The organism is Kitasatospora sp. HUAS MG31, assembly GCF_040571325.1.
GTDB classification, from domain to species: Bacteria; Actinomycetota; Actinomycetes; order Streptomycetales; family Streptomycetaceae; genus Kitasatospora; species Kitasatospora camelliae.
The window spans coordinates 2,915,841-2,927,786 of record NZ_CP159872.1 but is presented as its reverse complement, the minus strand read 5'-3'; the positions used below and the strand labels follow the sequence as shown (position 1 = coordinate 2,927,786).

Sequence of the window (11,946 nt, the reverse complement as noted above, 5' to 3'; positions counted from 1 at the left end):
CCGGGCGAGTTGACCCGGATTCGCCCGCGGGTGCCCCGGATGGAAGCATGAGAGGCGGAGAACCCCCTGTGCGCGTGAGGAGAGACGGCTGTGAGTGTCGCCCCGGCGGAGATCGAGCGCCCTGAGATCGAGGGCCTACCGGTGGCGGAGCCCGACACGCCCTGGGTGACCATCGTCCACAACGACCCGGTCAACCTGATGAGCTACGTCCAGTACGTCTTCCAGGCCTATTTCGGCTACCCGAAGGACAAGGCGCGCGAGCTGATGATGGAGGTCCACACCAAGGGCCGGGCCGTGGTCTCCAGCGGCACCCGCGAGGAGATGGAGCGGGACGTCCAGGCGATGCACGGCTACGGGCTGTGGGCCACCCTCCAGCACGACTGAGCGTGCCGCCGCGCACACCACGACGAGAAACGGGCTGATTCAAGACTCATGGCTGGGTTGTTCGAGAGCGCCGGCGACGGCGGCGCGGCGATCGCGCTGGACGAGATCGAGGTCTCCATCCTCCGCTCCTTCGAGATGCAGATGCTGGAGCTCATCGGGCCCGGACCGGGCAGGGAGGGGGAGGACCCGCTGGCCGCGCTGTTCGCCGACGGGCCGACCGAGATCCCCGAGGACCCGGCGCTGGCCCGGCTGTTCCCCGACGCGTACGGCGAGCCGGGCCGGCCGGCCGACCCGGAGACCGCCGAGATGGCCGCGGAGTTCCGCCGCTACACCGAGCTGGACCTGCGGGCCCGCAAGCGGGACGACGCCATCGCGGTGGTCCGGGCGCTGGACTCCGCGCGCGGCAAGGGCGGTGTGGTCAGCGTGCCCGCCGAGGACTGCCCACGCTGGCTCGGCGCCCTCAACGACCTCCGGCTCGCCCTCGGCGCCCGGCTGGAGGTCGACGAGGACGACGAGGAGGGCCTGTACGGCCTGCCCGACGACGACCCGCGCAAGCCCCTGGTGGTGGCCTACCTCTGGTTCGGCGGCATGCAGGAGACCCTGCTGGAGGCGATGGCCGGCTGACCGTCCGTCACCTCCGGCCCTCCCGCTCGGCGAAGCCTCCCCCGACCCCCTGTCCACATCCCGGACAGGGGGTCGGGCCGTTCCGGGCGCAACGGGGACGAAAACGCCCAACCCATGCTCAAATATCGCTCAGACGAGGACCGTTATCCGGGCACCGCGTGGTACGACTGCCTTCTCCCCACTGACGAGGACGGTGTCCCATGACCCAGCAGGCGTACGACGAGGTGATCGACACCCCGCCGGGCGAGGAGGGCTACGAGCGGGGCCTCGGCAGCCGCCAGATCCAGATGATCGCGATCGGCGGAGCCATCGGCACCGGCCTGTTCCTCGGCGCCGGCACCGCGATCTCCAAGGCCGGCCCGAGCCTGATCCTCAGTTACGCCGTGGCCGGCGTGGTGATCTTCGCCATCATGCGGGCGCTGGGTGAACTCCTCACCTACCGCCCGGTCTCCGGCAGTTTCGCCGAGTACGCGCGGGAGTTCCTCGGCCCGTTCGCCGGCTACGTCACCGGCTGGACGTACTGGCTGTTCTGGGTGGTCACCGGCATGGCGGAGACCACCGCCGCCGCGGTCTACGTGAAGTACTGGGCGCCCGGGATCCCGCAGTGGGCCAGCGCGTTGACCTTCCTGGTGGTGCTCTACTGCGCCAACCTGATCTCGGTGAAGCTGTTCGGCGAGATCGAGTTCTGGTTCTCGATGGTCAAGGTGACCGCCATCATCGGCATGATCCTCATCGGCATCGGCGTGCTCACCCTCGGCTTCGGCAGCCCGGCGGCCGAGACGGCGTCGGTCACCCACCTCTGGCAGGACGGCGGGTACTTCCCCGAGGGCATCGGCGCCACCGTGATGACCCTGCAGATCGTCATGTTCGCCTACCTGGGCGTGGAGTTGGTGGGCGTCACCGCCGGCGAGAGCGAGGACCCGGCCAGGACCCTGCCGCGGGCCATCAACACCCTGCCCTGGCGGATCGCGCTGTTCTACGTCGGCGCCCTGGTGATCATCCTCTCGCTCGTCCCGTGGACCGAGTTCAGCCCCGGCGTCAGCCCCTTCGTCGAGGCCTTCGGCCGGGTGGGCATCCCCGCGGCGGCCGGCATCGTGAACTTCGTGGTGCTCACCGCGGCGCTCTCCTCCTGCAACTCCGGCATGTACTCCACCGGCCGGATGCTGCGCGACCTCGCGCTCCGCGGCCAGGCGCCGAACGGCTTCACCGCGCTCAACCGCCGCCGCACCCCGGCCGTCGCGATCACCGTCTCGACCGTGCTGATGGGCGCCGGCGTGGTGCTCAACTACGTCGTCCCGGCGCGGGCGTTCGAGTACATCACCTCGGTGGCCACCGTCTGCGGCCTGTGGACCTGGGCGGTCATCCTGGTCTGCCAGATCCGCTACCGCGCCGCCTGGCGGAGCGGCCGGCTGCCCGCCCCCGGCTTCAAGGCCCCCGGCGGCAGCTGGACCAGCTGGGCCGCCCTGGCCTTCCTGGTCGCCGTGGTGGTGCTGATCGCCCTGGACGAGGGCAGCCGGATCTCGCTCTACGTCTTCCCGGTCTGGGCTCTGTTCCTGGTGGCCGGCTACCAGGTGCTCAAGCGGCGCAACCCCGCCGCGGTGCTCGCCGCCGGGGCACCGGCCGGGCCGGAGCCGCAGGTCCGCGCGGAGTCCGGCAGCTGAGACGGGGGTCAAAGGGGCCCGGCGGGCCGTGGCTATCCTGACCGCATGCTGACCATCACCCGAGAACTGCGCGACCGGATCGTCGCCCACGCCCGCGCCGACCACCCGGACGAGGCCTGTGGCGTCATCGCGGGCCCGGCCGGCAGCGGACGGCCGGAGCGGTTCATCCCGATGCTCAACGCGGCCCGCTCGCCCACCTTCTACGAGTTCGACTCCGCGGACCTGCTGAAGCTCTACCGCGAGATGGACGACCGGGACGAGGAGCCGGTGGTGATCTACCACTCGCACACCGCCACCGAGGCCTACCCCTCGCGCACCGACGTCGGTTACGCCTCCGAGCCGTTCGCCCACTACGTGCTGGTCTCCACCGCCGAGGGCACCGGCGAGGAGGACCCGTACCAGTTCCGCTCGTTCCGCATCGTGGACGGCGTGATCACGGAGGAGGACGTCGAGGTGGTCGAGGCGTACGCCGGCTGACCCCGCCGACGGCCCCGCCCCGCTCCTCCCGGCCCCGCCCGCTCCCGGGCGGGGCCGTTCCGCGCCCGCGGCCCGGCGACGGTGTCCGCCAGGCCGGCAAGGTCCGCCCACCGCACCCGCCCTGCGTCTCAGCATCGGGAACGCATCCGACCGGATCGCGAGACGGAGATGCCTTAGCGGGGGCGGGAATCTATACGATGAGCCCATGCGTTCCGTCGATGTGAGCAACCAGGCCCCAGGCACCCGCCTCGTGGCGCGCCTGCACGTCGACCTGTGCCGGCTCGCCAGCGCGATCTGTCCCGGCACCGCCGACGCCCGCTGACTTCGGCACCCGCCCGCCCGGTCCCGCCAGCCCCGGGGCCCTCCCCCTGCCGCGCCACGGGCCCGGCACCCCGAACTCACCCGCACAGGAGCGCACACATGGCCATCGAGGTCCGCATCCCCACCATCCTCCGCACCTACACCGACGGCGCCAAGGCCGTCGAGGGCACCGGCGCCAACCTCGGGGAGCTCTTCACCGACCTCGACGCCCGCCACCCGGGCATCGCCGAGCGCCTGCTGGAGGCCGGCGAGCTGCGCCGGTTCGTCAACGTCTACCTCAACGACGAGGACGTCCGCTTCCTCGACGGCATCGCCACCGAGGTCGCCGACGGCGACAGCATCACCATCCTCCCGGCCGTGGCCGGCGGCAGCCGCTGACATGCGCTACGACAGCCCGATCGACGCCGTCGGCAACACCCCGCTGGTCCGGCTGCCCCGGCTCTCCGCCGCGGTGCCGGGCAACGAGGACGGCCTGGTCACGCTCTGGGCCAAGCTGGAGGACCGCAACCCCACCGGCTCGATCAAGGACCGCCCGGCCCTGCACATGATCGAGCGGGCGGAGGCCGCCGGCCGGCTCACCCCGGGCTGCACCATCCTGGAGCCCACCAGCGGCAACACCGGCATCTCGCTCGCCATGGCGGCCAAGCTCAAGGGCTACCGGATGGTCTGCGTGATGCCGGAGAACACCAGCGAGGAACGTCGCGAGCTGCTCCGGATGTGGGGCGCCGAGATCATCCCCTCCCCGGCCGCCGGCGGCTCCAACACCGCCGTCCGGATCGCCAAGGAGATCGCCGCCGAGCACCCGGACTGGGTGATGCTCTACCAGTACGGCAACCCCGACAACGCCGGCGCGCACTACGCCACCACCGGCCCGGAGATCCTCGCCGACCTGCCGACCGTCACCCACTTCGTCGCCGGCCTCGGCACCACCGGCACCCTGATGGGCGTCGGCCGCTTCCTGCGCGAGAAGGTCCCCGGCGTGCAGATCGTCGCCGCCGAGCCGCGCTACGACGACCTGGTGTACGGGCTGCGCAACCTCGACGAGGGCTTCGTCCCCGAGCTGTACGACGCCGAGGTGCTCACCACCCGGTTCAGCGTCGGCTCGGACGACGCGGTCCGCCGTACCCGCGAACTCCTCCAGCAGGAGGGCATCTTCGCCGGCGTCTCCACCGGCGCCATCCTGCACGCGGCGATCGGCGTCGGCCGGAAGGCCGCCCGGGCCGGAGAGCGGGCGGACGTGGTGTTCGTGGTCGCGGACGGCGGCTGGAAGTACCTGTCCACCGGCATCTACACCGCCGAGACCACCGAGCAGGCGGTCGAGGCGCTGCAGGGCCAGCTCTGGGCCTGAGAGCTCCGAGGCCCCCGAGGACTCCAAGGGTCCGAGAACTCCGCGGGCCCGAGAACTCCGAGGGCGCGGCACCCGCAAGGTGCCGCGCCCTCCGCCGTTCCGCCGTTCCGCCGTTCCGCTCCTCAGCTCCCCGTACGGCCCGGGCCGCGGACGGCGGCCCAGGTGCGGGCGTCCAGGGTGCCGACCCGGCGACGGAAGTCCTGCAGCGGGACGGACCGCAGCTCCCCGGTCTGCAGCCAACTCGCCTTGCCCTGCCGGTCGCCGACCGTGCCGCGGGGCAGCGCCACCACACCGGGCCGGCCCGTGTGGTCCCGGCTGGTGATCTTCATGACGGTGGCGTGCCGGCGGTCCACCGCGACCACCAGGCAGGGCCGGTCCTTGGCGCCCGGTCCGTCCTCGAACGGCACCTCGGCCCACCAGACCTCCCGGACCGCCGGCCGCCCGGCCCGGGTCGGCGGTGCCGCCTCCCGCCGGCGGCGCACCACCAGCAGGATCGCGGCGACCGCCGCGACGGCGGTCAGCGCCGCCACACCCGTCGCCCACCAGATCCACTCGCCCTGCCGCATCCCGCCCCCTCCAGGCGTCGTCCGTACCCGAAGACGGTACCGCCCGACCCGGCCCGCCCGTACCGCTCCGGTGTTCGTCCGGACCCGGTGACCAACGCGTCACGGTACGGATACAGCGGGCGCGTCCCGGCGGCGCGGACCGCCCGGCCGGGGAGCCTGGTCCGGCACCGGAAACCCCCACCCGGAGGTGGCCCCCCGTGAGCGACGAGCTGTGGTCGTACGCCGAGATCGCCCGGCACATCGGCGTCCAGCCGGAGACCGTCCGCAACTACCGGCGCCACGGGCTGCTGCCCGACCCGGACGGGACCGACCGCGCCGGGCACCCCCGTTGGCGGCCGGAGACCATCCGCGACTGGGCCCGCCACCGGCCCGGGCACCGCTGAGCTCCCCGCAGTCCCCTCCCGGGCCCCGACCCGCCCGCCCCGGGGCCCCGATCCGGCCGACCGGGGACCCCGCCCCGTTCTGGTGATTCCAGCCACAGCGCGGCACGGGGACGGGGGCAATGTGCCGTTCGGCCCTTACTCTCGACAGGCGAGGGCGCACTACTCACAGGTAGTGCGGGCGGCTGCGACCAAGACCCATCGGGGCGGGAAGGGCTCGGCATGAAACTGACCGTGGTGGGATGCTCGGGAAGCTTCCCGTCCGCCGACTCGCCGTGCTCCAGCTACCTGGTGGAGGCCGAGGGCTACCGGGTCGTGGTCGACCTCGGCAACGGCGCCCTCGGTGCGCTGCAGCGCTACTGCGGCCTCTACGAGGTGGACGCCGTCCTGCTCAGCCACCTGCACGCCGACCACTGCGTCGACCTCTGCGCGTACTGGGTCGCCCGCAACTACCGGGTGGAGGGCTGCCCCGACCCGGTCCCGGTGTACGGCCCGCACGGCACCGCCGAGCGGCTGGCCCGCGCCTACGACATGCCGGAGGAGCCGGGCATGAAGGAGGTCTTCGACTTCCGCACGCTCGGCAACGGCACCTTCGCACTCGGCCCGTTCACCGTCACCGTCGCCCGGGTCAACCACCTGGACTCCGAGGCGTACGGCTTCCGGATCGAGCACGGCGGCCGGAGCCTGGTGTACTCCGGCGACACCGGCGAGTGCGCCGACCTGGTCGAACTCGCCTCAGGCGCCGACCTGTTCCTCTGCGAGGCGGCGTACACCGACGGCAAGGAGACCTTCCGGGCGATCCACCTCAACGGGCGGGAGGCCGGTGAGCACGCCGCCGCCGCCGGGGTCGGCCGCCTGGTGCTCACCCACATCCCGCCGTGGACCGACGCCGAGCGCAACCGCCGCGACGCCGCCGCGGTCTTCTCCGGCCCGGTCGACCTGGCCCGCCCGGGAGCGGTCTACGAGCTCTGAGGGGCGCCGCCGGGTTCAGACCGGCGTCAGCCAGTGCCGGTAGCGCGGCTCCTCCCCGGACACCACCGCCCGGTACAGCTCCGCCAGCTTCCCGGTCAACTCCCCTCGCGCCGCGGGCAGTTCCCGCCCGTCCAGCGAGCGGACCGGGACCACCCCGGCCGCCGTCCCCGAGACGAACACCTCGTCGGCCGCGTACAGGTCGGACCGCAGCAGCCGCTCCACCCGCACCTCCACCCCCAGGTCGCGGGCCAGCGTCAGCACGGTGTCCTGGGTGATGCCCTCCAGCGCCCCCGACCCCGGCGGCGGGGTCCGCAGCACTCCGTCGCGGACCGCGAACACGTTCTCCGCGCTGCACTCGCTCACCGAACCGTCCGGCGCCAGCAGCAGCGCCTCGTCGTACCCGGCGTCGGTGGCCTCCCGCCGGGCCAGCGCCGAGTTGAGGTACGGCCCGGTGGCCTTGGCCGCGGGCGGAACGGAGTTGGGGTCGTTCCGGCGCCAGCTGCTGGTCATCAGCCGGATCCCGTCCCCGTCCGCCGGGTGGTCGGGCCACTCCCAGGAGGCGATCGAGACCACGGTCGGCGAGCTGCGCATGTCCAGGCCCATCGCGCCGTACCCGAGGAACGCGAAGTGCCGCACGTAGCAGGCCTGTTGGTCGGTGGTGCGGAGCAGGTCGAGGGTGGCCTCCGCCAGTTCCCCGGCGGAGTACGGCAGCGGGATGCGGACCATGTGCGCGCTGCGGGCCAGCCGGCGCAGGTGCTCGGCCAGCCGGAACACCGCCGGCCCGTCCGCCGTCGCGAACACCCGGGTGCCCTCCAGCACCCCGGTGCCGTAGTGCAGGCCGTGGGTGAGCACGTGCACCCGCGCCTCCCGCCAGGGCACCAACGTGCCGTCGAGCCAGATCACGGAAGCTTCGGGAATCGCCATGTGCCCCATCCTGGGCGGCGGTTGCGGCCCCGGGGGAGGGGTGTCCGGGCGGCGCTCCCGGCCATGGCCCGATCCGGACGCACCCCGGACGCACTCCCGCCCTCGCGGACCCCGTCTCGCACTCTGGAAACACCTGTCCGCATGCCGGGTGATCCGGTTAGGGTCCGGACGGTGGACGCCAGTGCCGCCCTCTACCGCCGACTGCTCGCCGACCCGGCCCGCCCGCTCACCGAGCTCCGGGTCGAACTCGGCTGCGGACCGGAGGAGTTCGACTCCGCCGTGGCCGAACTGCGGGAGCTGGGCCTGCTCCAGCCCGCGGCCCGGTCCGCCGCCGGGAGCGAAGCCGGGCCCGGACCCTCCGCCCGTCCCGCCACCCCGCCACAGGCTCCGGACGGCCTCACCGCCGTCTCGGTGGACACCGCCGCCCGCCGGCTGCTCGCGGAGGCCGACGGCCGGGTCGCCGAGCTGCTCGCCGCCCTGCGCCGCACCCGGGACTCGGTGGAGCGACTGCACAGCCGGTACCTGCCGCTGCGCGGGGAGGACGCCCACGAGCTGGTCCGCGGCGGCGACCGGGTCGCCGCCCTGCTGGAGGACGCCGCCCGCGGCGCCCGGACCGAGGCGCTCTCGCTCCGCCCCCGGCAGGACCACTCCGAGGCCGCCCTGGCCGGCAAGCTCGCCCGCGAGCGGATCGCCCTCGCGCACGGGGTGGACCTGCGCACCGTGTACCCGGCCGCCGCGCTCCGACACCCCGCCGTGCTGGCCCACGTCCGGGAGCTCACCGCGGCGGGCGCCCGGATCCGGGTGGCGCACACCCTGCCGCTGCACCTGATCGTGGTCGACGGCCGGCTGGCGGTGCTGCCCGCCCCGGCCGAGCCGGAGGCCGTGGTGGTGGTCCGCGACCCGGCGGTGGTGGGCGTGGTCCGCGAGCTCTTCGAGCACTTCTGGACGGGCGCCTGGGTGCCGCCGGACCTGCTCGGACGGGCGGCGCCCGAGGGCCGCCGCCGCGAGGTGCTGCGGCTGCTCGCCGCCGGCCTCACCGACCAGGCGATCGGCCGCCAGCTGGAGGTCTCCGACCGGACGGTCCGCCGGCTGGTCGCGGAGCTCACCGCCGACCTCGGCGCCCGCAGCCGGTTCCAGGCCGGCGTGCACGCCGCCCGCCTCGGCTGGATCTGAGTAGCCCGGCCCGGTCCGAGCGGCCTGCCCGGCCGGACCCCGGGTACGCCGGAGGGGCGCGGTCGCCCGCGCCCCTCCGCCCCACCTCGGCCCGGTCAGGCCTTGGTGACGTCCTCGATCTCCTCGTCCTTCTCCCGGCCCGGGGTGGGCAGGTCGAACCGGATGATGACGAAGCGGAACACCGCGTAGTAGATCGCCGCGAAGACCAGGCCGAGCGGCACCACCAGCCAGGGCTTCTGGGCCAGGTGCCAGCTCAGCGCGTAGTCGATCGCGCCGCCGGAGAAGTTGAAGCCGACGTGCACCCCGAGCGCCCAGGTCACGAACATCGACACGGCGGTGAGCGCGGCGTGGGCCACGTACAGGAGCGGCGCGATGAACATGAAGGAGAACTCGATCGGCTCGGTGACACCGGTCACGAACGAGGTCAGCGCCAGCGAGAGCATCATGCCGGTGACCACCTTGCGGCGCTCCGGGCGGGCGCAGTGCGCGATCGCCAGGGCCGCGGCGGGCAGCGCGAACATCATGATCGGGAAGAAGCCGGACATGAACTGCCCGGCCGTCGGGTCGCCGTGGAAGAAGCGGTTGAGGTCGCCCTGCCAGACCTTGCCGGCGCCGTCGGTGAAGCTGCCGGCCTGGGTCCAGGCGTAGGAGTTGACGAACTGGTGCATGCCGATCGGCAGCAGCGCCCGGTTCACCAGGCCGAAGATGCCGGAGCCGACCGCGCCCGCGCCGATCAGGGCGTCGTTCATCGAGCCGATGAGGTCGCCCACCGGCTGCCACAGCAGGCCGAAGACCACGCCGAGGGCGGTGCCCACGAAGGCCATCAGGATCGGGACCAGCCGGCGGCCGTTGAAGAAGCCCAGCCAGTCCACCAGCTTGGTGCGGTGGTACTTCTGCCACAGCACGGCGGCCAGCAGGCCGACCACCACACCGCCGAGCACGCCCGGGTCCTGCGGCTTGCCCGCCGGGTTGAGCGCGGTGACGGTGCCGTCGGCCGGGAAGGCGGTCAGCACGTTCTTGTAGACCAGGAAGCCCACCAGCGCGGCCAGCGCGGTGGAGCCGTCCGCCTTCTTCGCGAAGCCGATCGCGATGCCCACCGCGAACAGCAGCGGGAGGTTGCCGAAGACGGCGTCGCCGGCGGTGGCGAACACGGTCGCCACCTTGCCCCAGCCGAGGCCGTCCGCGCCGAACACGTCCGGCTGGCCGAGCCGCAGCAGGATGCCGGCGGCGGGCAGGACGGCGATCGGGAGCTGGAGGCTGCGGCCGATCTTCTGGAGGCCCTGGAACAGGCTGGAGGCCAGGGTCTTGCCCGGCTTCGGGGCCGGTGCCGCGGCGGGCGCCGATGCCTGCGCAGTCGTACTCATGGGGGTGGTTCCTCACGGCAGGGCGGTCGGTGGGGTGGAGCTGGGGACCGACGCGCGGACTGGTCTACACCACGAGTGGTGTAGACCAGTTTTCTAGCACGCGTGGAACGGGGGTGGAACCCCGGGAAGCTGCGCAGGTGGGAAGCGCTATGAAATCGAAACCTTCCTTCGGATTGGCGATCTTCATTACCCGCGGTAGTCATTCTTTTGGCGAGTCGCTCAACAAAAGAAGGGGAATTCCGCCGGTCCGGAGAGCCGCTACGCCTTGGTCACGTCCTCGACCTGGTCCTCATCCTCGCGACCTGGGGTTTTCAGGTCGAATCGGGTGATGATGAACCGGAACAACGCGTAGTAGACGGCCGCGAAGCCGAGTCCGATCGGGATGATCAGCCAGGGTTTGGTGGCCAGGCTCCAGTTGAGGCCGTAGTCGATCAGGCCGGCCGAGAAGCTGAATCCGTCGTGCACCCCGAGTCCCCAGGTCAGCGCCATCGAGGCGCCGGTCAGCAGGGCGTGGACGGCGAACAGCGCGGGGGCGACGTAGGCGAAGGAGTACTCGATGGGCTCGGTGACCCCGGTCACGAAGGAGGTCAGCGCCCCCGAGATCATCAGGCCGTAGATCTCCTTGCGGCGGTGCGGCTTGGCGCAGTGCGCGATGGCCAGCGCGGCCGCCGGCAGGGCGAACATCATGATCGGGAAGAACCCGGAGAGGAACTGCCCGGCCGCCGGGTCACCGGCCAGGAAGCGCGGGATGTCGCCGTGCACCACCTCGCCGTCCGGCTTGGTGTAGTCGCCGAACTGGAACCAGACGAAGGTGTTCAGCAGCTGGTGCATGCCGATCAGCAGCAGCGCCCGGTTGGCGACGCCGAACACCCCGGCGCCGCCCGAGCCGAGGTCGGTCAGCCACTGGCCGAAGTCGGTCATCGCCCGGCCGATCGGCGGCCACACCCAGAGCGAGAGGCAGGCCAGCGCGACCCCGGCCGCGGCGGTGATCATCGGGACCAGCCGGCGGCCGTTGAAGAAGCCCAGCCAGTCGACCAGCCGGGTGCGGTGGTAGCGGACCCACAGCCAGGCGGAGATCAGGCCCATCAGGATGCCGCCCAGCACCCCCGGGTTCTGGAAGGCCGCGTTGGTGGACTGCTGCTTCACGAAGTCGATGCACTGGTCGCCCTCCACCGTTCCGGCGCAGGCCTCGACGTCCGGGAAGGCGCGCAGGATGTTGTGGTAGACGAGGAACCCGGCCACCGCGGCCAGTGCGGTGGAGCCGTCCGCCTTCCTGGCCATGCCGATCGCGACGCCGATGCAGAACAGCAGCGGCAGGCCGAGGGTGGCGTCCAGCAGCGCGCCGCCGGCCGCGGCGAACACCTTGGCCACGTTGTCCCAGCCCAGGCCGTCCCTGCCGAACACGTCGGGCTGTCCGAGCCGGTTGAGGATGCCCGCCGCCGGCAGCACGGCCACCGGGAGCTGGAGCGAGCGGCCCATCTTCTGCAGGCCGCCGTAGAAGGCGTGCCACCGGTTCGTCCGGGGGGCCGTGGCGCCCGCGCTGCTCATCCTCGCCCTCCACTGCCGAGCCGTCCTGCCGGTCGGGGGGAGCGTGACGCCGAGGCGGGTGTCCCGAGCCGCCCCGCGTACGCCCCATACTGGTGTAGACCACTGTTCGGGCGATGCGAGCACGCGCCGGGGCCCGACCCCGGTGACCGCCATCCTGGTTTCGGCCGGGACGGACCCGCGCGCCGAAATAGCCCGAATGTGGAC

Annotated in this window: 14 protein-coding genes; 10 read left to right on the top strand and 4 right to left on the bottom strand. The window is 72.7% G+C overall.

Annotated elements, in window-relative coordinates:
- The first annotated feature begins 90 nt into the window (after positions 1–90).
- The 7 genes from clpS (at position 91) to ABWK59_RS13075 (ending at position 4,815) form a co-directional block, all read left to right on the top strand.
- Positions 91–384: an ATP-dependent Clp protease adapter ClpS gene (clpS, locus tag ABWK59_RS13105; protein WP_354640704.1), complete on the top strand. Its 294-nt coding sequence runs from the start codon at positions 91–93 to the stop codon at positions 382–384.
- Between the two features lie 48 nt (positions 385–432).
- The gene (locus tag ABWK59_RS13100; RefSeq protein ID WP_354640702.1) at positions 433–1,008 is read left to right on the top strand and encodes a DUF2017 domain-containing protein; all 576 of its coding nucleotides are present in this window, start codon (positions 433–435) and stop codon (positions 1,006–1,008) included.
- A gap of 200 nt (positions 1,009–1,208) precedes the next feature.
- Positions 1,209–2,669 carry an amino acid permease gene (locus ABWK59_RS13095; RefSeq protein WP_354640701.1) on the top strand — a complete coding sequence of 487 codons (1,461 nt, stop codon included), beginning with the start codon at positions 1,209–1,211 and terminating at the stop codon, positions 2,667–2,669.
- 45 nt (positions 2,670–2,714) lie between these two features.
- The gene (locus ABWK59_RS13090; RefSeq protein WP_354640700.1) at positions 2,715–3,146 is read left to right on the top strand and encodes a M67 family metallopeptidase; all 432 of its coding nucleotides are present in this window, start codon (positions 2,715–2,717) and stop codon (positions 3,144–3,146) included.
- A gap of 205 nt (positions 3,147–3,351) precedes the next feature.
- Positions 3,352–3,468, top strand: a complete 117-nt coding sequence (locus tag ABWK59_RS13085; protein WP_354640698.1) for a putative leader peptide — start codon at positions 3,352–3,354, stop codon at positions 3,466–3,468.
- A gap of 98 nt (positions 3,469–3,566) precedes the next feature.
- Positions 3,567–3,845, top strand: a complete 279-nt coding sequence (locus tag ABWK59_RS13080) for a MoaD/ThiS family protein (protein WP_354640696.1) — start codon at positions 3,567–3,569, stop codon at positions 3,843–3,845.
- A gap of 1 nt (position 3,846) precedes the next feature.
- Positions 3,847–4,815 carry a PLP-dependent cysteine synthase family protein gene (locus ABWK59_RS13075; protein ID WP_354640694.1) on the top strand — a complete coding sequence of 323 codons (969 nt, stop codon included), beginning with the start codon at positions 3,847–3,849 and terminating at the stop codon, positions 4,813–4,815.
- A 122-nt stretch (positions 4,816–4,937) separates the two neighbouring features.
- Here ABWK59_RS13075 and ABWK59_RS13070 read toward each other — a convergent pair whose 3' ends face one another.
- Positions 4,938–5,381 carry a type II toxin-antitoxin system PemK/MazF family toxin gene (locus ABWK59_RS13070; protein WP_354640692.1) on the bottom strand — a complete coding sequence of 148 codons (444 nt, stop codon included), beginning with the start codon at positions 5,379–5,381 and terminating at the stop codon, positions 4,938–4,940.
- 197 nt (positions 5,382–5,578) lie between these two features.
- Here ABWK59_RS13070 and ABWK59_RS13065 point away from each other — a divergent pair, with 197 nt between their 5' ends.
- Entirely contained in the window at positions 5,579–5,764 is a 186-nt protein-coding gene (locus ABWK59_RS13065; RefSeq protein WP_354640690.1) for a MerR family transcriptional regulator, read from the top strand.
- Positions 5,765–5,983: 219 nt separating this feature from the next.
- Positions 5,984–6,733 carry an MBL fold metallo-hydrolase gene (locus tag ABWK59_RS13060; RefSeq protein ID WP_354640689.1) on the top strand — a complete coding sequence of 250 codons (750 nt, stop codon included), beginning with the start codon at positions 5,984–5,986 and terminating at the stop codon, positions 6,731–6,733.
- A 15-nt stretch (positions 6,734–6,748) separates the two neighbouring features.
- On the opposite strand, the gene ABWK59_RS13055 is transcribed toward ABWK59_RS13060, so the two are convergent.
- Entirely contained in the window at positions 6,749–7,657 is a 909-nt protein-coding gene (locus tag ABWK59_RS13055) for a branched-chain amino acid transaminase (RefSeq protein WP_354640687.1), read from the bottom strand.
- A gap of 171 nt (positions 7,658–7,828) precedes the next feature.
- On the opposite strand from ABWK59_RS13055, the gene ABWK59_RS13050 reads away from it, so the two are divergent.
- Positions 7,829–8,830, top strand: a complete 1,002-nt coding sequence (locus ABWK59_RS13050) for a helix-turn-helix transcriptional regulator (protein ID WP_354640686.1) — start codon at positions 7,829–7,831, stop codon at positions 8,828–8,830.
- 95 nt (positions 8,831–8,925) lie between these two features.
- Here ABWK59_RS13050 and ABWK59_RS13045 read toward each other — a convergent pair whose 3' ends face one another.
- Positions 8,926–10,194 carry a PTS transporter subunit EIIC gene (locus ABWK59_RS13045; RefSeq protein WP_354640684.1) on the bottom strand — a complete coding sequence of 423 codons (1,269 nt, stop codon included), beginning with the start codon at positions 10,192–10,194 and terminating at the stop codon, positions 8,926–8,928.
- Between the two features lie 258 nt (positions 10,195–10,452).
- On the bottom strand, positions 10,453–11,742 hold the full coding sequence (locus tag ABWK59_RS13040; protein WP_354640682.1) for a PTS transporter subunit EIIC: 1,290 nt from the start codon (positions 11,740–11,742) through the stop codon (positions 10,453–10,455).
- Between the last annotated feature and the right edge of the window lie 204 nt (positions 11,743–11,946).

Bases quoted from the DNA above. Each gene is read 5' to 3' on its own strand.
- ABWK59_RS13095 (WP_354640701.1), top strand. From the start codon at position 1,209: ATGACCCAGCAGGCGTACGACGAGGTGATCGACACCCCGCCGGGCGAG.
- ABWK59_RS13090 (WP_354640700.1), top strand. From the start codon at position 2,715: ATGCTGACCATCACCCGAGAACTGCGCGACCGGATCGTCGCCCACGCC.
- ABWK59_RS13100 (WP_354640702.1), top strand. From the start codon at position 433: ATGGCTGGGTTGTTCGAGAGCGCCGGCGACGGCGGCGCGGCGATCGCG.
- ABWK59_RS13060 (WP_354640689.1), top strand. From the start codon at position 5,984: ATGAAACTGACCGTGGTGGGATGCTCGGGAAGCTTCCCGTCCGCCGAC.
- ABWK59_RS13070 (WP_354640692.1), bottom strand. From the start codon at position 5,381: ATGCGGCAGGGCGAGTGGATCTGGTGGGCGACGGGTGTGGCGGCGCTG.
- ABWK59_RS13080 (WP_354640696.1), top strand. From the start codon at position 3,567: ATGGCCATCGAGGTCCGCATCCCCACCATCCTCCGCACCTACACCGAC.
- ABWK59_RS13055 (WP_354640687.1), bottom strand. From the start codon at position 7,657: ATGGCGATTCCCGAAGCTTCCGTGATCTGGCTCGACGGCACGTTGGTG.
- ABWK59_RS13045 (WP_354640684.1), bottom strand. From the start codon at position 10,194: ATGAGTACGACTGCGCAGGCATCGGCGCCCGCCGCGGCACCGGCCCCG.
- ABWK59_RS13040 (WP_354640682.1), bottom strand. From the start codon at position 11,742: ATGAGCAGCGCGGGCGCCACGGCCCCCCGGACGAACCGGTGGCACGCC.
- ABWK59_RS13075 (WP_354640694.1), top strand. From the start codon at position 3,847: ATGCGCTACGACAGCCCGATCGACGCCGTCGGCAACACCCCGCTGGTC.
- ABWK59_RS13085 (WP_354640698.1), top strand. From the start codon at position 3,352: ATGCGTTCCGTCGATGTGAGCAACCAGGCCCCAGGCACCCGCCTCGTG.